Source organism: Pelagibacterium flavum, assembly GCF_025854335.1.
Lineage (GTDB): Bacteria > Pseudomonadota > Alphaproteobacteria > Rhizobiales > Devosiaceae > Pelagibacterium > Pelagibacterium flavum.
In genome coordinates this window covers 535,562-556,103 of sequence record NZ_CP107716.1, presented here as the reverse complement: position 1 = coordinate 556,103, position 20,542 = coordinate 535,562, and the positions used below count along the sequence as shown (strand labels likewise).

General features: G+C 61.8%; 23 protein-coding genes. 8 read left to right on the top strand and 15 right to left on the bottom strand.

The genetic code is table 11. From position 1 onward, the window contains the following. Positions 1-78: 78 nt before the first annotated feature. Complete coding sequence (locus OF122_RS02825) at positions 79-837, top strand: GNAT family N-acetyltransferase (RefSeq protein WP_264226339.1); 759 nt, start codon at positions 79-81, stop codon at positions 835-837. Further along, positions 743-1,678, top strand: coding sequence for a hypothetical protein (locus OF122_RS02820; RefSeq protein ID WP_264226338.1), 936 nt, complete (start codon positions 743-745; stop codon positions 1,676-1,678). Before OF122_RS02825 ends, OF122_RS02820 begins: the two co-directional genes overlap by 95 nt. Positions 1,679-1,693: 15 nt before the next feature. On the opposite strand, the gene OF122_RS02815 is transcribed toward OF122_RS02820, so the two are convergent. Further along, positions 1,694-2,092, bottom strand: coding sequence for a winged helix-turn-helix transcriptional regulator (locus tag OF122_RS02815; RefSeq protein ID WP_264226337.1), 399 nt, complete (start codon positions 2,090-2,092; stop codon positions 1,694-1,696). Positions 2,093-2,345: 253 nt separating this feature from the next. On the opposite strand from OF122_RS02815, the gene OF122_RS02810 reads away from it, so the two are divergent. After that, a complete protein-coding gene (locus OF122_RS02810; RefSeq protein ID WP_264226336.1) occupies positions 2,346-3,512 on the top strand; it encodes a D-alanyl-D-alanine carboxypeptidase family protein in 1,167 nt (388 codons plus the stop codon). 5 nt (positions 3,513-3,517) lie between these two features. Here OF122_RS02810 and OF122_RS02805 read toward each other — a convergent pair whose 3' ends face one another. After that, positions 3,518-3,751 carry a sulfurtransferase TusA family protein gene (locus OF122_RS02805; protein ID WP_264226335.1) on the bottom strand — a complete coding sequence of 78 codons (234 nt, stop codon included), beginning with the start codon at positions 3,749-3,751 and terminating at the stop codon, positions 3,518-3,520. Between the two features lie 156 nt (positions 3,752-3,907). Here OF122_RS02805 and OF122_RS02800 point away from each other — a divergent pair, with 156 nt between their 5' ends. After that, a complete protein-coding gene (locus OF122_RS02800) occupies positions 3,908-4,549 on the top strand; it encodes a PilZ domain-containing protein (protein WP_264226334.1) in 642 nt (213 codons plus the stop codon). Between the two features lie 43 nt (positions 4,550-4,592). Here OF122_RS02800 and OF122_RS02795 read toward each other — a convergent pair whose 3' ends face one another. Beyond that, positions 4,593-5,078: a CAP domain-containing protein gene (locus OF122_RS02795; protein ID WP_264226333.1), complete on the bottom strand. Its 486-nt coding sequence runs from the start codon at positions 5,076-5,078 to the stop codon at positions 4,593-4,595. A gap of 270 nt (positions 5,079-5,348) precedes the next feature. Between OF122_RS02795 and OF122_RS02790 the strand changes: the two genes are divergently transcribed. Next, positions 5,349-5,606 carry a hypothetical protein gene (locus OF122_RS02790; RefSeq protein WP_264226332.1) on the top strand — a complete coding sequence of 86 codons (258 nt, stop codon included), beginning with the start codon at positions 5,349-5,351 and terminating at the stop codon, positions 5,604-5,606. A 1-nt stretch (position 5,607) separates the two neighbouring features. On the opposite strand, the gene OF122_RS02785 is transcribed toward OF122_RS02790, so the two are convergent. The 4 genes from OF122_RS02785 to OF122_RS02770 form a co-directional block, all read right to left on the bottom strand. Continuing rightward, entirely contained in the window at positions 5,608-6,042 is a 435-nt protein-coding gene (locus OF122_RS02785) for a hypothetical protein (RefSeq protein ID WP_408636292.1), read from the bottom strand. A gap of 72 nt (positions 6,043-6,114) precedes the next feature. Further along, entirely contained in the window at positions 6,115-7,515 is a 1,401-nt protein-coding gene (gene fumC / locus OF122_RS02780; RefSeq protein WP_264226331.1) for a class II fumarate hydratase, read from the bottom strand. Positions 7,516-7,646: 131 nt separating this feature from the next. Further along, positions 7,647-7,829 carry a 50S ribosomal protein L32 gene (gene rpmF / locus OF122_RS02775; protein ID WP_041528804.1) on the bottom strand — a complete coding sequence of 61 codons (183 nt, stop codon included), beginning with the start codon at positions 7,827-7,829 and terminating at the stop codon, positions 7,647-7,649. Positions 7,830-7,985: 156 nt separating this feature from the next. Beyond that, entirely contained in the window at positions 7,986-8,645 is a 660-nt protein-coding gene (locus OF122_RS02770; protein ID WP_408636341.1) for a transglycosylase domain-containing protein, read from the bottom strand. Positions 8,646-8,771: 126 nt separating this feature from the next. Here OF122_RS02770 and OF122_RS02765 point away from each other — a divergent pair, with 126 nt between their 5' ends. After that, the gene (locus OF122_RS02765) at positions 8,772-9,662 is read left to right on the top strand and encodes a polyprenyl synthetase family protein (protein WP_264226329.1); all 891 of its coding nucleotides are present in this window, start codon (positions 8,772-8,774) and stop codon (positions 9,660-9,662) included. 8 nt (positions 9,663-9,670) lie between these two features. On the opposite strand, the gene OF122_RS02760 is transcribed toward OF122_RS02765, so the two are convergent. The 4 genes from OF122_RS02760 to ispG form a co-directional block, all read right to left on the bottom strand. Beyond that, entirely contained in the window at positions 9,671-10,030 is a 360-nt protein-coding gene (locus OF122_RS02760) for a hypothetical protein (RefSeq protein ID WP_264226328.1), read from the bottom strand. Between the two features lie 316 nt (positions 10,031-10,346). Beyond that, positions 10,347-10,817, bottom strand: a complete 471-nt coding sequence (locus OF122_RS02755) for a GNAT family N-acetyltransferase (RefSeq protein ID WP_264226327.1) — start codon at positions 10,815-10,817, stop codon at positions 10,347-10,349. Beyond that, the gene (locus OF122_RS02750) at positions 10,814-11,287 is read right to left on the bottom strand and encodes a GNAT family N-acetyltransferase (protein WP_264226326.1); all 474 of its coding nucleotides are present in this window, start codon (positions 11,285-11,287) and stop codon (positions 10,814-10,816) included. The genes OF122_RS02755 and OF122_RS02750 overlap by 4 nt, the downstream gene beginning before the upstream one ends. Continuing rightward, on the bottom strand, positions 11,284-12,528 hold the full coding sequence (gene ispG, locus OF122_RS02745; protein ID WP_264226325.1) for a flavodoxin-dependent (E)-4-hydroxy-3-methylbut-2-enyl-diphosphate synthase: 1,245 nt from the start codon (positions 12,526-12,528) through the stop codon (positions 11,284-11,286). The genes OF122_RS02750 and ispG overlap by 4 nt, the downstream gene beginning before the upstream one ends. A 217-nt stretch (positions 12,529-12,745) precedes the next feature. Between ispG and OF122_RS02740 the strand changes: the two genes are divergently transcribed. Continuing rightward, a complete protein-coding gene (locus OF122_RS02740) occupies positions 12,746-13,057 on the top strand; it encodes a YkvA family protein (RefSeq protein ID WP_264226324.1) in 312 nt (103 codons plus the stop codon). A 79-nt stretch (positions 13,058-13,136) separates the two neighbouring features. Then, a complete protein-coding gene (locus tag OF122_RS02735; protein WP_014132194.1) occupies positions 13,137-13,295 on the top strand; it encodes a DUF3309 family protein in 159 nt (52 codons plus the stop codon). A 155-nt stretch (positions 13,296-13,450) separates the two neighbouring features. Here the strand turns inward: OF122_RS02735 and pyc are convergent, their stop codons facing one another. The 4 genes from pyc to OF122_RS02715 all read right to left on the bottom strand — a co-directional run bounded on the left by pyc (position 13,451) and on the right by OF122_RS02715 (position 20,491). After that, the gene (gene pyc / locus OF122_RS02730) at positions 13,451-16,891 is read right to left on the bottom strand and encodes a pyruvate carboxylase (protein ID WP_264226323.1); all 3,441 of its coding nucleotides are present in this window, start codon (positions 16,889-16,891) and stop codon (positions 13,451-13,453) included. A 270-nt stretch (positions 16,892-17,161) separates the two neighbouring features. Further along, positions 17,162-17,584 (bottom strand): TIGR01244 family sulfur transferase, encoded by a 423-nt coding sequence (locus tag OF122_RS02725; protein ID WP_264226322.1) that lies wholly within the window; start codon positions 17,582-17,584, stop codon positions 17,162-17,164. Between the two features lie 89 nt (positions 17,585-17,673). Further along, positions 17,674-19,203 carry a putative bifunctional diguanylate cyclase/phosphodiesterase gene (locus OF122_RS02720; RefSeq protein WP_264226321.1) on the bottom strand — a complete coding sequence of 510 codons (1,530 nt, stop codon included), beginning with the start codon at positions 19,201-19,203 and terminating at the stop codon, positions 17,674-17,676. Positions 19,204-19,402: 199 nt separating this feature from the next. Beyond that, the gene (locus OF122_RS02715; protein WP_264226320.1) at positions 19,403-20,491 is read right to left on the bottom strand and encodes a glycine betaine ABC transporter substrate-binding protein; all 1,089 of its coding nucleotides are present in this window, start codon (positions 20,489-20,491) and stop codon (positions 19,403-19,405) included. Positions 20,492-20,542 lie beyond the last annotated feature (51 nt).

The following is a 20,542-nucleotide window of genomic DNA, read 5'->3' as shown; positions in this document are numbered from 1 at the left end:
TGGAGCAATCGGGAACGGCTCAGCCGGTTTGGCATTAACCTTTCGGCAACCAAACTTAACGCGTCAGGGGCCCCGGCCATGCTGTCGATTGAACCGCTTCGCACATCCGACATTGAGGCGACCGCGTCCCTGCATCGGAAAAATCTGCGGCTGGGCCTGTTTCCAAAGCTCGGTCGGCATTTCCTCGGTCTCTATCAGGAAAGCTTTGCCCGCTCTCCCTATGGCATCGCGCTTGTCGCCCGTGACGATGACGATCACGTCGTCGGCGCCCTGTTCGGCACAACCGCGAACGCCGAGCACTACCGCTGGGTGACCCACAATTTCGGCTCCAGACTGGCGCTGGCCGGATGCGGCGCCATGCTCACCCGCCCCCAGGTGGCACTCGATTTCGCCCGCACCCGGATGGGGCGTTACGCCAGAGGCGTCGCCCGCCACATGGGCGTGCTGCCCTCCGCCTCCGCCTCCGCCGCCCAGCCCCGTGCGTCCCGCCCGGTTTCGGTGCTCAGCCATATCGTCACCGACGCAACCATGCGCCGGCGGGGTGTCGGCCGGCGGCTTATCGAAGGTTTTGCCAATCGCGCGACCGCACGCGGGGTCCACCGCGCGCTGCTGGTCACCGAGGAGGGTGGACTTGGCACCCCGTTCTTTGAAAGGCTGGGCTGCCGGCTGGTCGGTCAGCACAAAAGTCACGATGGCGCAATTTTAAGGGAATACAGGCTGATACTGGATGAGGAAGGTGCCTATGAGGATCTGGCAGGCGATCGCCGCGCTTATACTGTTGTGCACGCCTATCCAAAGCGGCTGGGCTCAGCCAGCATCCTTCCCGAACGCCCCTGAGATTGTCGCCCCGCCCACCCATCAGAACGGTGTCGAACCCCTATCGCCCAACGAAACCCATCCCAACGCCAAGCGCCTGGCCAGCCAGGCCGCGCTGGCGCTGACCACCTATTCGGCAGGCGAAACGACACAGCAAATTGCCGCGCGACTCGAGTTTGCAGGCGCCGCCGCATCCGAACTCGCGGCAATCTTTCACGTTCCGGGTGCTTGGTCGCGGGGACGCATCATCTATCCCCAACTGGGTGGCCTGGGCGCCGACGCCGCTTCGGTTATGGTTGTGGTCGAACAGATGGTCGGCACGGCCGAGGGCATACAGGTCTTTATACGCACCCTCGACATCAGGCTCGTGCTCTCTGGCACCAGCTGGCGGTTTGCCGAGCTCGCCTCGATCGGCGGCACGCTCGTCACCGAGCCCGCTGCGCCCTCGCCTCAGGCCCTTGCGGTCCTCAATGACCCCCGCATCGAAATGCCCGACTCGGCCCGTTGGGACATTCTTTCGGGGAGCATCTCCCCCGATCTGCTCGCCATAATGGCGCGCCTCGCCGACCGGACGCCCTTCGGCGTCGTAACGCTCTCCCAGGGTCACCCCTATGAAGTGTTCGGCACCAATCGTCAGTCCGATCACACCAGAGGCCGGGCCTTCGATATCTACAGGCTCGGCGACACGCTGGTTATCGATGGCAGGGCGCAAGGATCAATGATCCACCAGACCGTGCAATGGCTCTACCAGCAACCCGAAATCCGCCAGATCGGCTCCCCTTGGGCCCTCGACGGCGTCGGCGGCCGATCATTTACCGACCGGCTGCACCAGGATCACCTGCATATCGCCGTGTCCCGTTAAGCACCGGTCGAGCGCTCACGCCCGCCTGCGCTCAGGCTCCTCGGCCCCCGCTTGCGCACGATCATAAACGGCCCGCGCCTGCGCCACCTGGTCCTGGTGCTCGGCGGCCCAGTCCCAAAGCGCCCCGATCGGTCCGGTGAGCGTGCAGCCCATTTCCGTCAGCGTATATTCCACCCGCGGCGGGATTTCTGCGTAAACGGTGCGCGTTACCAGCCCGTCGCGCTCCAGATTGCGCAGGGTGAGTGTCAGCATACGCTGGGAAACCCCGTCGATGGCCCGGCGCAACTCGGAAAACCGCATGGTGCCGCCCTTGAGCCGACCCACCACCATCACGCTCCATTTGTCGCCGATCCGGTTGAGGATGTCCCCCATTGCCGTGCATACGGCTGCTTCGTCAGGCTCGACATTGGCCATGGCCACAAGACCTTCCAGATTGATTTAAGGTACATATAATACCCCTGGTTACCAAAGGGAACCCTTGGCCGGGTGCAAAAGGCCGGGCAAGAAATCTCCGCCATGGCAGGCGGGCATTGTTTAGCCAAATTTGCCCTGTTATGGATCAATCCGATCACCGGCGTGCGGCCAGAAAGCGTTGCGGACTTTTTCGGTTCGGCCGCACGACAAAGCAAAACCTTGGAGCTCCGGACCGATTCCATCGGGCCCGATCATGCTCCAGCGAAACGATAACGGAGTGAGCGCGGTGCAGTCTGTCCGGCGATTGCTGTCCATTTGCCTTCTGGTTTTCGGTATTCTTGCCGCCACCGCCGTCAACGCTTTCGCGCTTCCTCAACTGCTCATCGACATGCGCACCAACGAGGTGCTGTACGAGAACGAAGCCGGTATTCCCTGGCATCCCGCTTCGCTCACCAAGCTGATGACCGCGCTCATCGCCTTTGAGGCGATTGAAACCGGACAGGCAACGCTCTCCACCCCGGTCATCACTTCAGCCAATGCTCTGTCGGTGGAGCCTTCCAGGCTGGGCCTGCCCGAAGGTACGGCAATCACGCTCGAGGACGCGCTCTATATGCTCGTCGTCAAATCGGCCAATGACATTGCCGTTGCCATAGGCGAAACCATCGCCGGCAGCGAACCGGCCTTTGTCGAGATGATGAACGCCCGCGCCGCGATCATGGGACTGAGCGGCACCCATTTCGTCAATCCCCACGGCCTGCACGACCCCGCCCAGGTCACCACCGCGCGCGACATCGCCATGATCGCGCTCACCATCAAGGCGCGCTTTCCCCAGTATGATGCGCTGTTTTCCACCCGCACCGTGGCGCTCGGCGATTCGCGGTCCCATTCCAACAACGAGCTTTTGACCGGCTTTGCCGGCACCGATGGCATGAAGACCGGCTATGTCTGCGCCTCCGGTCTCAACATCGTCGCCACGGTAACCCGCGGCGGACGCCAGTTGATGGCCATAACCTTGGGCGCCAGTTCCTCGCGCGAACGCGGGGAGATGACCGCCCAGATGCTGTTTTCCGGTTTTGCCGGCGGCTATCGCGGCACCGGTAAAACCGTCAACGCGGTCGTCAACCAACCCGGACTTCTGCCCGTCGACATGCGCCCCGATATCTGCGGCGCCAACGCATCCCAATACTCCGAGCAACGCGCCGAGATCTTTTCTGCCGGGCTCGATGGCCAGATTTCCTATCTTAACGATACCATCGTTCCCCCCACCCATACCATTGCCACCCTTGGTCGGCTGGCCGATGTGCCCCTGCCCCGTCCAAGGCCCGGAACGGCTGCCATGGCGGCCGACAGCCTGCCCGATCAGACCCTGTCGACAGGTTTTGGCGATTCCTCGATCGTCTCGCTGACCCCCGCTCCCTGACGCGACTACCCCGCGGCTGGCGACTTGGTCACCACATATCGAACGGCTGCGCCCTCTTGGCTGATATCCAGCGCCAGCCCCTGCTGCCGGCAATAGAGCGGTATGTCGATCCGTGCGACGGGATCGGTTGCAAGCACGGCGATCGTCTCCCCCGCCCCGACCCCGACCAACGCCTTTTCAAGCTTGAGCACCGGCAGCGGACATTTGAGCCCGCGCGCATCGACAACAGTATCACTCACAACTTTACTCTCCCAAGGACGCTCAACAGGGGCAGAAAGACGACTGCCATAATAGGTAAATGCTTAAAGACAATATTTATTAAGGATTAATACTATAAGGTAAGTTCCTCTTGGCGGAGCAATACCATGACACAGGGGAAAAACCTCGCGGCTCCAATGAGCCGCCCCCGAATGGACGATCGCCTGCGGCTCATGACCAATATGCCCGGGCGATATCACCTCGAAAAGTGGACGAGCGCAAACGGCAAGACACCCTATTTCGCGTGCCGCGTGCAACGCATTTCGCCAGTGACCATGTCCATGGCGGCACCGATCGGCGGTGCGGTTGGGGATTGGGTGACCGCCCATTTCGACGAATTCGGCGTCCTGCGCGGCCAGATCACCCGGCCCATGGGTTTTGGCTTTACCATGTCGCTCGATATGACCGATGAGGAACGCGAACGCCTCGCCTCCCACGTCCAATGGCTCGAAAAGCACAAGAACTACGAAGTTTCCGACAACCGCCGCTACCGGCGTATCACGCCCAAGGATCCCCAATCGACCATTATCCTGGCCGATGGCGTGATGATCGATTGCTTCGTGATCGACATCTCGATGACCGGCGCCGCCATTTCCGCTGATCTCGACGTCACCATCGGCATGCCGATGGCTCTGGGAACAGTGGTCGGCCGCGTCGTGCGCTTGCTCGACCCCGGCTTTGCCATAGAATTTCTGACCCGAGTCGATTTCGACAGCCTCGAGAACAAGCTCATCTGTCCCCGGTCCGAACTGCGCAAGCGGCTCATCGAGAACGCCTAGAGGCTTTCAGCGCTTCCGGTCGCTTCGTGTGTCGGGGGGGCCACTATTGCCCCAGCAGCATCACCCAATGTGTGCCATAGGCCGAATTGGGATCATATACGGCGGCAAACCCGGCACGCCGCGCGTCGGCCAGCGCCAGAACGTCTGCGTCGGCCGGGCTGTTGCGCCAGCCCGAGAAGGTTTCCGCGAAATTGGTATAGCCGGCCGATAGCCGCATATTGGTTGCCCCTGCAGGGCGGGCCGGAGGGTTGCCCGTGCTCGCATATTGCGCCGCAACGGTCTGAGCCTGCGCATCGAGCGCCGGATCTGGGCTTAACGGAGCCACACCGCGCGTCGCGCGATACTGGTTGATGATCCCCAGCGCCGCCGACCGGTCCATCTGCGCCCCCGGCGCGTTGATCTGGGCGACAAGGCCGGGCGCCAGCCCGCCGCCCGTCGAGGGAGCTCCCGAACAGGCGGCCAGCGCGCCCATGCAGATCAATAGGAACGCAGCGGCACTCAGGCGGGCGGGAGCTATCTGTGGGGTCATGGGTTCGGCCTCTCTCGTCCGGGAAAACTCTCGCCCCCTCAAAGCGCAACAAAGCCGCGAAATTGCGGCGCATCCCTTACCGGTTCGTTAACCGCGCTCTCCGCCCAGAACCAAAACCCGTCTCCGCCGTTAACCATATGCCGGTTTGCCTGTGGCAATCGTTAACAAAACATTGCCAACTGGCATGGCGATTGCGACGTCTGGGGAAGAAGGGCACCGGGTGCGTGCCAGAACGGGACACATGTCCCACTTTGAAACGGAACCGCGCAAGTGGACACGAGCAAGCCAGAAAAACGGACGATTTCGGGACACCATCTCCCCGTCAGCCTCTCCGTTCCGCGCGCCCGGCCGTCCCTGGCCGGCTCAGCGCCCCCGGCCGCCTTCCTCGCCCAGCTGATCGAATCCGCCCGTGCCGGCACGCCGGCTTCGGCATCTCGGGAAACCCAGGCCAGCCGGTTCTATCGCTCGGCCGAAACCAGCGATCTCAAGCGCATCCCCATGGGCTACCGCAAATCGGTCTCGGCCTGATCTATTCGACGCCACCGAACTGAACGTCCCGCGCCGCGGCGCGGATAGAAACGGTAAATCCGGCGATCACGTCGATAAGCGCCATCACCATCAGGATAAAAAACACCGACGTGGCCGCATAACCGACAAGCAGGAATTCCACGAGGCAGATGACGAACACGGCAGTAGAGAGCATGTGATCGACCACCGATGCATTGCCGAACCGCGTCGATTTGAGGATTTCGCCAAACAACAGCAGCAGCGAGACGAGAACGAAAACGTCTCCAACGCTCAGCACCCACACGCCACCCGAAACCATCGAAATCGTGGTCAGTGGCGACATCCAGGCAGCACCGTCGGCAAAACCGAACAGCGCCATTAGATTGTAAACGATCAAAGGCAGGGCCAGAAGCGGCGGCACGAACATTGATGGGTTCCGTCCAATGGGAGGTCTCATGACCGCGACCCTGCCTCAAAACCCCCGATTTGACCAGAAAAAAGGCCGGTCATTGACCGGCCCTCTCGTCTCTTATTTCTTGACCGAAATCGGCCCAACCATCTGTTCGGGCCGCACCTCGGCATCGAACTCTTCGCCGGTCAAAAGCCCCAGCGCGATAGCCTCCTCGCGCAAGGTCGTGCCGTTCTTGTGCGCCGTCTTGGCGATCTTGGCGGCGTTGTCGTAACCGATCTTGCGGTTGAGCGCGGTTACCAGCATCAGCGAATTGTTCAAATGCTCGTTGATCTTCTTGCGGTCCGGCTCGATCCCGATGGCGCAATTGTCGTTGAACGATTTGGCCGCATCGGCCAGAAGCCGCACCGACTGGATGAAGTTGAAAGCGATGACCGGCTTATAGACATTGAGCTCGAAATTGCCCTGGCTCGCCGCAAACCCGATGGTCGCGTCGTTGCCCATGACCTGCGCCACGACCATGGTCATGGCCTCCGATTGGGTCGGGTTGACCTTGCCCGGCATGATCGAGGAGCCGGGCTCGTTTTCCGGAATGGTGATTTCGCCCAGCCCCGAGCGCGGCCCCGAGGCCAGCCAGCGCACGTCATTGGCGATCTTCATGAACGCAACGGCAAGTTGCTTTAATGCCCCCGAAGCGCCAACGAACGCATCATGCCCGGCCAGAACCGCAAACTTGTTCGGCGCGGTCACAAATTCATGCCCCGAAAGGCTCGAGATTTCCTCGGCCACCATGCGCGCATAGTCGGGATGGGTGTTAAGCCCGGTCCCGACCGCCGTCCCGCCCAGCGCCAGTTCACGCAATTGCGGGAGCGTCGCTTCAATCGCTTTGAGCGCCAGATCGATCTGGGCCACCCAGCCCGAAATCTCCTGGCCCAGCGTCAGAGGCGTCGCATCCTGAAGATGGGTGCGGCCGATCTTGACCACATCCATGAACTCTTCGGACTTTTTGGCCAGCGTGTCGCGCAACAGCTTGACCTTGGCAAACAGCATGTCCTCGACAATCGTCACCGCCGCGATATGCATGGCGGTGGGATAGGTGTCGTTGGAGCTTTGACTCATATTGACGTGGTCATTGGGGTGCACGGGCTTCTTGCTGCCCATCTCCCCACCGGCCATTTCGATGGCGCGGTTGGAAATCACCTCGTTGACGTTCATGTTCGACTGGGTACCCGACCCGGTCTGCCATACCACCAGCGGGAAATGATCGTCGAGCTTGCCCGCGATCACCTCATCGGCCGCCGCCACCACCAGATCGCGGGTCGCTTCGTCCATGAGCCCGAGCTTGGTATTGGTGACCGCCGCGGCCTTTTTCAGAATTCCGAAGGCATGGACGATTTCGAGCGGCATCTTTTCGCCGCCAATATCGAAATTCATCAGCGAGCGCGCGGTCTGGGCCCCGTAATATTTCTCATTTGGAACCTCGATCGGGCCCATCGAGTCGGTTTCGGTCCGCGTGCTCATCTGAAATCCTCCGGGGATAAGTCTGGAATTGGCCAAGAAAAAAGCCAGCCCCTTTTTCAAGGACTGGCCGTAATCTGGACGGGCATGCCCGTCAATGGCGCTTTGGTCTAAGCGTCATACCCTCTGGGCAATCAGTTGCCCTTGGGCTCGAGAATCTGACGGCCGCGATACATGCCGGACTTCAGGTCCACATGGTGCGGACGGCGAAGCTCGCCGCTGTCCTTGTCTTCAACATAAGCTGCGCCTTTAAGCGCATCGGCCGAACGGCGGAACCCGCGCTTCATCGGCGTCGTCTTCCTTTTGGGGACTGCCATTTGACTACTCCATTTTCATGCTGCGCACCCTGCCCAGGCAATAGAACCCTGCCGCGCCGGCCACGCCAAAACCGTTTTACCCTATCGGGATCGTGGCGCTCTATACAGGATCACCGGGGCCTTGGCTAGTCCGCCGATCACGAAAATCGTATGCGCTCATAGCGCAGGTGCCCCCTCGAAAAGACAATTGGCGTGCGATGAAAACCGCTGCGCCCGCCCCTCGACGATTCCCGCCACCGCCAACAGCCCGTTGGTTGGGTTTCCGGGGCGCCGCACATGCGGATTGGGCAGCGTCACGGTCATCAGCGCCGCCCGCCGCCAGGTGAAGCTCTCAGCGCTCGTCCCGAACGCCGCCTGCGCGCCCGCCTCCACCCCGAACTGCCCGTCAGGGCCCCATTCGGCAATGTTGAGATAGATCTCCATGATCCGCCGCTTGGGCAACACAAGATCGATATAGATGGCCAGCGGCACCTCGAGCGCCTTGCGCACCACCGAGCGCGAATTGGTCAGAAACAGGTTCCGCGCCACCTGCATGGTGATGGTGGACGCCCCACGTGCCTCGCGCCCGGCCAGAAAATTGTCGATCTCGGCCTGCAGCGCTGCAACATCGATCCCATGATGGGTGCAGAATTGCCCGTCTTCTGAAAGCACCACCGCCGTCTTGAGCCGGTCGGAAATTTCATCGAGATCGCGCCATATGCGCGTTACGGGCTGGCCGGTGACATATCGCCCGATCATCAGTGTCGAGACCGGCGGCACCACCCAATAGAGCGGCACCAGCACCAGTGGAATGGCCACCAGCGCTGCGGCCAGCATCAGCGGGACCGCTACCCAGAATTTCCAGCCCCGCTTTTTCCGCCGTCCGGCCACTATCGTCTCGTGGGTTCAATCGCAAATGAGCGCGCTTGTAGAATGGACAGGGAGGCTTTAGCAAATCTTGCCATGACCGAAGATCAATTCGATTCTCAGCTCGCCGACTGCGCCATCGAAACCGAAGTGTTTCTGGCCGCCCACCTTGCAACGCTCGACGCCCCCGAGCACCTTTTGGCCGCCATGGCCCATGGCGCGCTCGATGGTGGCAAGCGACTGCGCCCTTTCCTCGTGCGTCTGTCCGCATCGCTGTTCGCCGTACCGCACGAAAAGAGCCTCGCTGCGGGCGCTGCGCTCGAAATGATCCATTGCTATTCCCTCGTCCATGACGATCTGCCCGACATGGACAATGACGAGCTGCGTCGCGGCAAACCCACGGTCTGGAAAGCCTTCGACCCCGCATTGGCCATCCTGGCCGGCGACGCGCTTTTGACCGAAGCCTTCGCGCTCCTGTCCGATCCCCGCACCCATCCCGATCCCGCCATCCGCGCCGAGCTGGTTCTGACCCTCGCCCATGCCGCCGGCCCCGCCGGCATGGTGGGCGGACAGGTCCTCGATATCGAAGGCGAAACAAGCCCGCTCGACGAAGAAGCGATTTTCACGATGCAGGCCAGAAAGACCGGCGCCCTGATCCGGGCTGGGGTTGAAATGGGCGCCATTCTGGGCGGCGCCTCCCCCGCCCAGCGATCCGGGCTGACCCGCTTCGGCACCGCCGCCGGGCTCGCCTTCCAGATCGCCGATGACATCCTCGACGTCACCGCCACCTCCCACGCTCTGGGCAAGACCGCCGGAAAGGATGTGGCACAGAACAAGTCCACAATCGTCGCCCGCAAGGGCCTGGACGCCGCCCGTCAGGTCCTCGATGGCGCCGTGGCAAACGGCATCGACGCCCTCCTCCCATTCGGCCCCAGCGCCGATCCCCTGCGTGCCCTGATCCGCCATTTCGCCGCGCGGCAAAGCTAAATACGGCTCTAACGCTTCGTCGCCTTGGGCTTGAGGGCCGACGCATGGGCGTAGCTCCTTGCAAACCAGGCGCGCAGCGTATCCGGCTGGGCAAGGAGGGCGTGAGGCACCGCACCATATTCCTTCATGAAATGACCCGGCACGCCCTCGAACAACGTCGTCTCGAACGCCTCGAGAAATTTGGCAAGGTCGGCCTTCCCAAGCCGCAGTCCAATGACATTGGCCTGGGAGACAGACGCGTACATATTGCCATTGATCGAGACATAGGGCATCTGCGCGCCCTTGCGCACAACGCCCGGCACGCCCGCGATCATTGCATCGGACGCGGCCACCACTTGGGGATCGGGAGTATGGTCGGGCATTGCCATGACCGGCAGCCTAGCACATCCGGTTTTGAGGCAACCAGCACCCCCCCGCGGTCGATGGCGAAGGCTCTAGGCTGAACCGGCATTCAGGCACTTTTGGTTGGCGCCACACCGGATTGTGGGATTGGAGCAGGATCAGAAATCGATCCGGTGGATCGATTGCCCTGCGGAGCATTCTGGAATGACAGGGTGAGTTTGAGGCAACGCCGTCTTCATACCCACCTCCTTGTCACCCCGGGACTTGTTCCCGGGGTCCAGCAGCATTTCAACAATCGACAAGCGGTTCTTTTTGGCACCGACGGTTGAATGTCGATCGGTCCTACAGCCGCTTTTCCATCGCGATCCCGAAAGGCGGCCGCTGCTCGGGCAACAGATCGCGCTCGCGATAACCTCTCGCCTCGTAAAACCGGCGCGCCGTAATCGTGCTGACAAGATTGGCCACCGGAACGCCCCGCCCCCGCAACATCTCTTCGAGATGAACCATCATCGCCCCCGATACGCCCATGAACCGGCTCTCGGGATGCACATAGTTGAGGACGATCCCCTCCCCGTCCCGAACCCCTCCGGCACTGACCATCCGGCCGTTGGCGAAAGCCACAAAAATCGTATTGAACGGATCGTCGATCCACTTCACAAAATGTTCCGGCGTCTTGTTGGAAAGCCAGTGCTCCAGCCGCTCGGCATCATTGCCATGGTCGGGCACGCAAAGCTCGACAATCGAGCGCCGCAGAAGCGCGGCCGCCTCTTTAGCGTCCCCCGCCAGTGCCGGGCGAATGGAAATCGCGCTCATCGCCGCCCGCCCAGGCGCCTGCCGAGCGCCGATGTTGCAAGACGCGCCCGCTCGATGCGCAAGGCAAACCCCTTCTCGTTTTCCATGAACCGCTCAAATCCCAGCTTTTCATGAAAAGCCAATGACAATTCATTGGTGCGATAGACATGGCTTTCGAGCGTCTCGATACCCTCATCCTCCATGATCGCCGCCATCCGCCGCCCGATTTCGGCCAGAACCGAAGCGTTGCGATGCGCCGGATCGACACTGAACGCACCGACAAACCAGCGCCCCTCCGCCAGCGGCCTGAAATAGGTGTGAGCCACGTGCCGGCCATCCCGCTCGACACAGATCAGTTGCGACGTCTCGAGCGATGCCGCAACCTTTTGCCGATGGTCCGCAGCATCAAACGCGTCGCCCGCCTGTGCCGTATGACCAGCCAGAACCCTCGCATCAAGCGCTACGATGGCATCAAGGAGAACGGCGCTCATTCCGCCGCCGGTTTGGCTCGCCCCGCCCCGAACCGGTTTTCGATATAGTCGGCCACCATGGCCTTGAACTGGTCGGCCACATCCGCCCCCTTGAGCGTTGTCACCTTCTTGCCCTCGATAAACACCGGCGCCGAGGGCGCCTCACCGGTACCGGGCAGCGAGATGCCGATATCGGCGTGTTTGGATTCCCCCGGCCCGTTGACGATGCAGCCCATCACGGCAACGCTCATCGCCTCGACGCCGGGATATTTCTCCCGCCATTCCGGCATCGATGTCGAAAGATGATCCTGAATGTCCTTGGCCAGGGTCTGGAACGTAGTCGATGTCGTCCGCCCGCAGCCTGGACACGCGGCAACCACCGGCACGAACTGCCGGAACCCCATGGTCTGGAGCAGTTCCTGAGCGACTTTGACTTCCAGCGTCCGGTCACCGCCGGGCTCGGGCGTCAGCGAAATGCGGATCGTATCTCCGATCCCCTGCTGGAGCAGAATGCCCAGCGCAGCCGAGGAGGCAACGATCCCTTTCGATCCCATCCCCGCCTCGGTCAGTCCCAGATGCAGCGCATAATCGCAGCGCGCCGCCAGCTCCTCATAGACCGAAATCAGTTGCTGGACGTCCGACACCTTGGTCGACAAGATGATCTTGTCGCGCCCCATGCCCAGCTCTTCGGCCCGCTCGGCCGAAAGGATCGCCGAACGGATGATTGCTTCGCGCTGCACATGCGCCGCGCTCCAGGGCTCGGCGCGGCCTGCGTTTTCATCCATCAGAACGGTCAGCAATTCCTGGTCGAGCGACCCCCAGTTGACCCCGATCCGCACCGGTTTTTCATACCGGTTGGCGATTTCGATCATCTGGGAAAACTGCTTGTCGCGCTTGTCCTTGAACCCCACATTGCCCGGATTGATCCGGTATTTGGCTAAGGCCTCTGCACAGGCGGGATGGTCGGACAATAGCTTGTGCCCGATATAGTGGAAATCGCCCACCAGCGGCACGTCGATGCCGCGCACCATCAGCCGGTCGCGGATATGAGGCACAGCCGCGGCGGCCTCGTCGCGGTCCACGGTGATACGGACGATCTCCGAGCCGGCTCGGGCCAGCGCCGCCACCTGCCGGACCGTGGATTCGATATCGGCGGTGTCGGTATTGGTCATCGATTGGACGACGATGGGATTGCCACCCCCGACCACAACCCCGCCGACATCGACTCCGACCGTTTTCTTGCGCTGCTCTGGACCTGCCATGACCCGTACTCTTTGTTCTCGCCGAACACATAAGCCCTAGCAAACATCAGTGCAATGTTGCGCCTATGCGACCAAGAGTGCTTCCAGGACAAGTGGCACCACTTATCCGGTTCGGAAGCGCGACCAGCAAAGACCCCGAGCGATTGAAGCGATTCCAGGAAGCGCTGAAATGCTCTGGCGGTCTTGAAAGGGGTTCGCCGGTCCCTATCTAAAACCCATGATAAAAAATCTCGCTTCCCTCCTGCTGCCTCGCTTCCTGCGGTTTCGCAAGGAAGCGTTTCTGCTCTGGAAGGCCTTCTGGTCGCCGGGCACCCCGCTCTATCTCAAGTTCGCGACCGTTGCGGCCGCGGCCTATCTGGTCTGGCCCGTCGATCTGATTACCGATTTTATTCCGGTTCTCGGCTGGATCGATGACCTCATTCTGGTGCCGCTCATCGTCAGCTGGATCGTTTCGCGCCTGCCGGTTACAGCGCCGGTTCGTGCCCGAAGAGACGGGCCGATCATCGATGGAACGGCGCGCAGAGTCTGAAAAAGCCTGTCCGCGGGAACCATTTGCCCTTCACGTAAGTTTTACAGGCCATAATGGTCACTGTGAGGGAATTTGAAAAATGGGCCTTTCGACGATTCTGATTATCATTTTGATTTTGCTTTTGATCGGCGCCCTGCCCACCTGGGGATATTCGCGCGCCTGGGGCTACGGCCCCACGGGCATTCTTGGCGTCATTTTGGTTGTCGTCCTCATCCTCATGCTGATGGGCACGATCTAGCGCTTTGGCGACCCGCGTTTCCTTCCGGCGCGGGTCGTCCTTTCCCGGTTTTGTCCGGACTTTATGATTGATCTCCTCCCCCTTGCCTTGGACGGCCCGGATTTCCGCGCCGTCCTTTTTCTTGGCCGGGAGCATGGCCCAATGAGAGGTTTTGGCTATTCGATGCGGACCAAAAGATCCTTTGCATCGATTTGATCGCCGGGCTTGACCAGGACTTCGGCCACCGTCCCGTCCGCCTCGGCGTGCAGGGCGGTTTCCATCTTCATCGCCTCGATCGAGAGCAGCACGTCGCCCGCCTGAACTCTCTGGCCGGCCTGAACGGCCAGTGACGAGATGACCCCCGGCATGGGCGCCCCGACCTGCTTGGCATCCCCCGCTACGGCCTTGGGCCGGGCAACGATGTCGCCGGCCTTGAGCCGATCGGGAACGGCAACGGCGCGCGGCTGACCGTTGAGGTCGAAAAACACCCGCACCATGCCCTTTTCATTGGTTTCCGATTGTCCGAGGAACTGGACCACCATGGTCTTGCCCTTTTCCAGATCGACGAGAATCTCGTCGGCCGGATTGAGCCCGTAGAAATAGACAGGGGTCGGCAGCACTTCGGTCGGGCCGTAAAGCTCCTGCGCCTTGGCGAACTCGGCAAAAACCTTCGGATACATCAGATACGAGGCGAGCCGGAAATCATCGATTTCCATCCCCGAGACCTCCTCGGCCTTCTTGCGCTCCGCTTCAAGGTCGGCCGGCGCGAGACCCTTGCCGGGCCGCTCGGTCAGAGCCTTCTTGCCTTTCAGGACCTTCTTTTGCAGCGCCTCGGGAAACCCGCCGGTCGGCTGGCCCAGATCCCCGGCAAAGAACCCCACGACCGAATCGGGGAAAGAGACGTCCTTGTCGGGATTTTCCACATCGGCGCGCTTGAGGCCCGAAGACACCATGGCCAGCGCCATGTCGCCCACAACCTTCGAGCTTGGCGTCACCTTGACGATATCGCCAAACATCTGGTTGACGTCGGCATAGGTCTGGGCAACCTCGTGCCAGCGGGTTTCCAGCCCCATCGAGCGGGCCTGTTCCTTGAGATTGGTGAACTGCCCGCCCGGCATTTCGTGCAGATAGACCTCGGAAGCGCCGCCCTTCAAGTCACTCTCAAAGGCGCGATACTGGGTGCGCACCGCTTCCCAGTAAAACGAGATTTCCCGTATCGCCTTGGGCGAAAGCTGCGAATCGCGCTCGGTTCCCTCAAGCGCGGCCACCAGCGATCCAAGCGTGGGCTGGCTCGTGGTGCCCGAAAACGAGTCCATCGCCGCATCCACGGCATCCACACCCGCCTCGCAGGCCGCCAGAACCGTCGCCGCCGAAGCCCCCGAGGTATCGTGCGTGTGGAAATGGATCGGCAGCCCGATCTCGTCCTTGAGCGTCGCGAACAGCTTTTTGGCCGCCGGCGCCTTCATCACCCCGGCCATGTCCTTGATGCCCAGCACATGCGCGCCCGCAGCTTCGAGTTCCTTGGCCAGCCCAACGTAATATTTGAGGTCGTATTTGGCCCGGTCCGGGTCGAGCATGTCGCCGGTGTAGCACACAACGCCCTCGCAGACCTTGCCGCTCTCGATCACCGCATCCATGGCCACCCGCATGTTCTCGACCCAGTTCAGGCAGTCGAACACCCGGAAGATATCGATCCCGCCCTCGGCAGCCTTTTTGACGAAGAACTGCACCACATTGTCGGGATAATTGGTGTAGCCCACACCATTGGCGCCACGCAGCAGCATCTGGGTCAGGATATTGGGCGCACCCTCGCGGATCTTTTTCAGCCGCTCCCAGGGGTCTTCGTTCAGAAACCGCATGGAAACGTCAAACGTTGCCCCGCCCCAGCATTCGAGCGAGAACAGGTCCGGCAAGCCGCGGCTATAGGCCTTGGCGATCTTTTCCATGTCGAACGTGCGCATGCGCGTGGCCAGAAGGCTCTGGTGCCCGTCGCGCATCGTCGTGTCGGTGAACAGCACCCGGCTTTGCGCCTTCATCCAGTCGGCCAGCCCCTTGGCGCCGTCGCGCTCGAGGATTTGCCGGCTGCCTTCGACCACCGAAAGCGGCGGATATTCCGGCACCACAGGCGCCGCCGCATTTGCCGGCGGCCTGGGCCGATCGCGCACTTCGGGGTGCCCGTTCACCGTCACATCGGCAATATAGGTCAAAAGCTTGGTCGCCCGGTCCTTGCGCTTTTCGATATCGAACAGTTCGGGCGTCGTGTCGATGAACCGGGTCGTATAGGTGTTGTCGCAGAATTTGGGGTGCGAGATGATGTTTTCGAGGAACGCCAGATTGGTCGAAACCCCGCGAATGCGGAACTCGCGCAGCGCCCGGTCCATCCGTGCAATCGCTTCCTCGGGCGTCGGCGCCCAGCAGGTCACCTTTTCCAAGAGCGGGTCGTAGAACCGCGTGATGATCGCGCCCGAATAGGCCGTCCCGCCATCGAGCCGCACCCCGAACCCGGTCGCCCCGCGATAGGCGGTGATCCGGCCGTAATCGGGGATGAAGTTTTCTTCGGGGTCCTCGGTGGTCACCCGGCATTGCAGCGCATGGCCGTGCAAGACAATGTCTTTTTGCTCAGGCACCCCCGATTGTGGCGTCCCGATCACCGCCCCGTCCATCACCCTGATCTGGGCCTTGACGATATCGATGCCCGTCACCTCTTCGGTCACGGTATGTTCGACCTGGATGCGCGGATTGACCTCGATGAAATAGAACTCGTCGGTCTGGGCATCCATCAGGAACTCGACAGTCCCCGCGCAACGATAATTTGCTTCATTGCCCAGCTTCAGCGCCGCGTCGGTCAGCGCCTTGCGGGTCTCTTCCGAAAGATAAGGCGCCGGCGCCCGCTCAACCACCTTCTGGTTGCGCCGCTGCACCGAACAGTCGCGCTCGAACAGATGCACCAGATTGCCATGATCGTCGCCAAGCAATTGCACCTCGACGTGCCGGGCCTTTTCGACGAGCTTTTCGAGATACATCTCGTCCTTGCCGAACGCCGCCTTGGCCTCGCGCTTGCCCTCGGACACTTCGGCCCGCAACTGCTTGGGATCGGTGATGCGCCGCATGCCGCGCCCGCCCCCGCCCCAGCTTGCCTTGAGCATCAGGGGATAACCGATCGCATCGGCCATTTTGGCCACTTCATCGAGATCGTCGGGCAATGGGTCCGTGGCAGGAACCACCGGCACGCCCGCCTTGATCGCCATGTTGCGCGCCGCGACCTTGTTGCCCAGATCGCGCATGGTCTGCGCTTTCGGCCCGATAAAGATGATCCCGGCATCTTCGCACGCATCGGCAAACTCGGGACTTTCCGACAGGAGCCCGTAACCGGGATGGATCGCATCGGCGCCCGAAATCCGCGCCACGCGGATATATTCGTCGATCTGCAGATAGGCTTCCACCGGCCCCTTGCCCTGCCCGATCAGATAGGCCTCGTCCGCCTTGAACCGGTGCAGCGCCAGCTTGTCCTCCTCGGCAAACACCGCAACCGTTTTCAGCCCCAGCTCGTTGGCGGCCCGGAACACCCGGATCGCAATCTCAGAGCGGTTGGCGACGAGAATCTTCTTGATCGTCATGGACTGGGAAACCCCCTGCTAGAGCGTGCCCGGATCGGTGGACACTATATTGGTTAGGATAAGCGCCTCCAGCCAAAAAGCGGAACCGGTTTTGCCGTTCGGGCGCGCGATGAGACAACGACTTGGATCATTTCCACAATTGAACGAAAGACGGAAACATTCCGGCCGGGCCTGAGATACACGGGATACGCGTCCGCTGATCGTAATGTCCTAACCAGGCCGGCCGCAAGAAAGACGGACCGAAGGGAAAATATCCCTTCCGCCACCCGATCAGGAGATCGGTTTGTCCAGATGGGCGGCCAGATGGCTCATGTCGTAGCCGGCCTTGGCAGCGGAATCGATGATCACATCCGAAGGGTCAGTGCCCGCCTGGCTGAGCGCCCACAGCGTTGTCGAGCGCGTGCCCGAGCGGCAAAACGCAAACACCGGCCCATCGCTCTCGTCCATTGCGGCGCGGGTGGCGGCCACCATGTCCGGGGTCACGCCCTCGCGGCCCATGGGAATTTCATAATAGCCAAGGCCCGCGGCCTTTGCCGCTGCCGCGATTTCGGCACCCGCCGGCTGGTCGGGCGCCTCGCCATCGGGGCGGTTGTTGATGATCGAGACAAAGCCCGCCTGTTTGATCGTCTCTATATCGGACGGCAGGATCTGCCCCGAAACGCTCACGCGGTCATTTATCTTCCTGATATCCAAAACCCGTTCTCCCTGGCGCGGAAAAGTTCCCATCACTCACCGCTCTTATAGCCATCAAGGCCACCGGTGCGCAACAGAGCCCATAAGGGTCAGGCTGCTTTGACATCCGCGTCCTGGGGACCCATCGCAGCTTCAAGCGGCGCTGGCCGGCCCAAAAGAAAGCCCTGGAACCCCGTACAGCCCAGCCCCACCAGTGCCGCATGCTGCTCGGGCGTTTCCACGCCCTCGGCAATCACCTCGATCCCCAGCCCCTGGGCAATCTTGCAGATCGATTCAACGATCATCGAATCCACGGGCCGCGAGGTGATCTCGGACACATACGCCCTGTCGATTTTCAGGATATCAAAGGAGAGATCGCGCAGATATCCAAGGCTGGCATGCCCGGCCCCGAAATCATCGACCGCAATTCGTACCCCCAGCGCCCGCAGGAATTCCAGATTGGTCCGTTCGACCGAATTCTTGTGCAAGGGCGCCGTCTCGGTGATCTCGACGATGAACCGTTCGCCCAGCAGTCCGGCGGCGGCAATCTCCTCGGCAAAGCGCGCCGCATAGTCGGGATGGCGCAATTCGGCCGCCGAAACGTTGATCGCCACAACGTCGGTCGGCAATCGTGAAACGTCGGCGCACACCCGCCGCAAAACCCATTGCCCCAGCTTGGCGATCAGATCGGACTGTTCGGCGATCGGCACGAACGCCCCCGGCGAAATCATCCCGCGCACCGAATGGCGCCAGCGCACCAGCGCCTCCACCGATCGCTTGCGTCCGTCCCTGCCGAAAACCGGTTGATAATGGATTTCTAGCTCATCCATCAGGATCGCCGCCCGCAATTCGCGCTCGATAAATCGCTGATAGCGTTCCTCGCTCAGCAATTCGCGCTCGAAGGCGATCACTCTGCCGCGCCCGCCATTTTTACCTTTGTAAAGCGCCAGATCGGCCTTCGAGATCAGCGTATCGGCATCCCCCGCGTCGCCGGGCGCCGTTGCAATGCCCATGGTGGCCGAAAGCCGCGTGTCGCGTCCGGCCAGCGGCGCCGGACGGTCGAGCGCTTCGAGCACCCGCTCTCCCAGCCGCTTCAGCGCGGCCTTGGAGCTGACCCCGGCCAGAGCGAGAGCGAATTCGTCCCCGCCCAGCCGGCCGATCACCGCTCCGGGCACAAGGTCCTCAAGCGTGCGCACCAGCCGCACCAGCGCCTGGTCCCCCGCCGCATGCCCCGTTCCGTCGTTGATCGCTTTGAGATGATCCATGTCGATCTGGATATAGGCCACGGGCATCCGCTCGGCGGCCCGCACCATCTCACGCAGCCGGTCGAGAAAATATTTGCGGTTGAAAGCGCCCGTCAGCGCGTCGCGGTTGAGCGAAGCCAGCAATTCGCGCCGCTGCGCTTCGGCAAGCACCAGTGCTCTGCGCAGGGAGAAATAGCCCCAGATCACGACGGCCAGAAGCGCCATCCCGCCCATCGCCACCGCCGGCAGCGCCACGCTCTCGTGCGACAGCCCCAGCCATCGGGCAATCAGCGCTTCAACAGCAGCAACCGCGATCAGGCAACCGGCGCCACCCGCGGCCAACGCAGTGCCACGATAAACGGCCAGGATATTGGTGAGGGAAAGTTCTGTACGCATGCAACGCCACGACCACTTGTTCGACCGGACCTTACGGGCCCGGCTTTAACGGGGAGTGAACGCCGCTGGATATATTTCTATGAAATCAATAGCTTAAGCTTAGCACGAGAACAAAACCCTGCAATCTTTCAGTGTCGGCCCGCTGTGTTACAGTCTTGCGACAATGGTGCGATCAGCCGTCCTGATGGTTAGCGTTTTCTTATTGGGTCTCATCCTCGCCTGCCGGCACCGTGTCAGCGCCATTGCCCACCCAGCCCTGCCAGATATCTTGTCCCGTGATGAGAAAATGCTGCGCCACGGCCTCCGGGCTCGCCTCGTTCTCGGCCTGCCAGGCCAAGAGCCGGTTCATTTCATCAAGCGGCATCGAAGCCCGCGCCAAATAATCGGCAATGTCGGGCGTATCGGAAAACACCCATTCGGCCACGGCGATCACGACCGTGTCGGGCGCAAATCCCGATCCGCCGAACGGCACGCAATCGCGGATCGCCATGCATTGGGCATTGCCGGCATCGAACCCGCCCATGTCGAGCGGCACCAGATCGAGCCGGTCGATCAACGCGTTGGGCTGCCAATAATAGGTCAGAACGGGCCGGCGCTGGCTCACCGCATCGGTCAGCGCCCCGTCCATGGCGAACCTGTCAAGCGGCTCGACGATATCGAAGCGCTCATCAAGGCCCAGCCCCGCCGCCATGTTCCTGTTGATGATTGCGCAGGCCCACTCGGCCGGACATGAGTGGAGCTTGGCGCGGCTTTCGCCCGCCGGAACGAACACCTGCCAGTGATCCAGGATATCGCTTGCGCCATCCAGCCCACGATTGTTTTCGATGACATAGGAGGGCACGAACCACGCTTCGAGCGGCCCACCGCTAAAGGCCGGTGCTGCGGCCCTGGCGCTGCGCGCCTGCATCGCCCCGTTCCACACTTCGGCCTGGCGTGACACCCACAACTCCGGCGCCACCGCCGGCTGTTGCGTCGTCGCCATCGACGAGAGCATTGCCTCGGGCTCGCCGGGCACCAGCCGCACCGCGCATTGATATTCGGCGCGCAGCAGCGTGGCGTGGATATTGGCTAAGATTGCCGCCGAGGGCCAGCCCATCTCGGCAATGGTGATCTCGGCCGTGCCGCACGGCGCGGGTGGAGCGGAGGCATCGGTGTGTTCCGACCCGTCCGGGCGCTCCTCGCCCGCCCGCGCGCCGCCGGTGGTATCGAGCGTCTGGATTTGCGCCGGAGCGGCCATCGGTGCGAGATTCAGCGCCGCCACAAGCAACAGGACCTTCTTAGCGCGCATCGGCTGTCCCGGCCTCCCTGGATGGACAAAGATCATAACTGGCAAAAGCCC

Coding starts and splice junctions, on each gene's coding strand:
- OF122_RS02740 (WP_264226324.1), top strand. CDS start 12,746: ATGATAAAAAATCTCGCTTCCCTCCTGCTGCCTCGCTTCCTGCGGTTT.
- OF122_RS02770 (WP_408636341.1), bottom strand. CDS start 8,645: ATGCTGGCCGCAGCGCTGGTGGCCATTCCACTGGTGCTGGTGCCGCTC.
- OF122_RS02785 (WP_408636292.1), bottom strand. CDS start 6,042: ATGAGACCTCCCATTGGACGGAACCCATCAATGTTCGTGCCGCCGCTT.
- OF122_RS02825 (WP_264226339.1), top strand. CDS start 79: ATGCTGTCGATTGAACCGCTTCGCACATCCGACATTGAGGCGACCGCG.
- OF122_RS02820 (WP_264226338.1), top strand. CDS start 743: ATGAGGATCTGGCAGGCGATCGCCGCGCTTATACTGTTGTGCACGCCT.
- OF122_RS02765 (WP_264226329.1), top strand. CDS start 8,772: ATGACCGAAGATCAATTCGATTCTCAGCTCGCCGACTGCGCCATCGAA.
- OF122_RS02760 (WP_264226328.1), bottom strand. CDS start 10,030: ATGGCAATGCCCGACCATACTCCCGATCCCCAAGTGGTGGCCGCGTCC.
- OF122_RS02815 (WP_264226337.1), bottom strand. CDS start 2,092: ATGGCCAATGTCGAGCCTGACGAAGCAGCCGTATGCACGGCAATGGGG.
- pyc (WP_264226323.1), bottom strand. CDS start 16,891: ATGACGATCAAGAAGATTCTCGTCGCCAACCGCTCTGAGATTGCGATC.
- OF122_RS02800 (WP_264226334.1), top strand. CDS start 3,908: ATGAGCCGCCCCCGAATGGACGATCGCCTGCGGCTCATGACCAATATG.
- OF122_RS02720 (WP_264226321.1), bottom strand. CDS start 19,203: ATGCGTACAGAACTTTCCCTCACCAATATCCTGGCCGTTTATCGTGGC.
- fumC (WP_264226331.1), bottom strand. CDS start 7,515: ATGAGCACGCGGACCGAAACCGACTCGATGGGCCCGATCGAGGTTCCA.
- OF122_RS02750 (WP_264226326.1), bottom strand. CDS start 11,287: ATGAGCGCCGTTCTCCTTGATGCCATCGTAGCGCTTGATGCGAGGGTT.
- OF122_RS02735 (WP_014132194.1), top strand. CDS start 13,137: ATGGGCCTTTCGACGATTCTGATTATCATTTTGATTTTGCTTTTGATC.
- ispG (WP_264226325.1), bottom strand. CDS start 12,528: ATGGCAGGTCCAGAGCAGCGCAAGAAAACGGTCGGAGTCGATGTCGGC.
- OF122_RS02715 (WP_264226320.1), bottom strand. CDS start 20,491: ATGCGCGCTAAGAAGGTCCTGTTGCTTGTGGCGGCGCTGAATCTCGCA.
- OF122_RS02810 (WP_264226336.1), top strand. CDS start 2,346: ATGCTCCAGCGAAACGATAACGGAGTGAGCGCGGTGCAGTCTGTCCGG.
- rpmF (WP_041528804.1), bottom strand. CDS start 7,829: ATGGCAGTCCCCAAAAGGAAGACGACGCCGATGAAGCGCGGGTTCCGC.
- OF122_RS02755 (WP_264226327.1), bottom strand. CDS start 10,817: ATGAGCGCGATTTCCATTCGCCCGGCACTGGCGGGGGACGCTAAAGAG.
- OF122_RS02795 (WP_264226333.1), bottom strand. CDS start 5,078: ATGACCCCACAGATAGCTCCCGCCCGCCTGAGTGCCGCTGCGTTCCTA.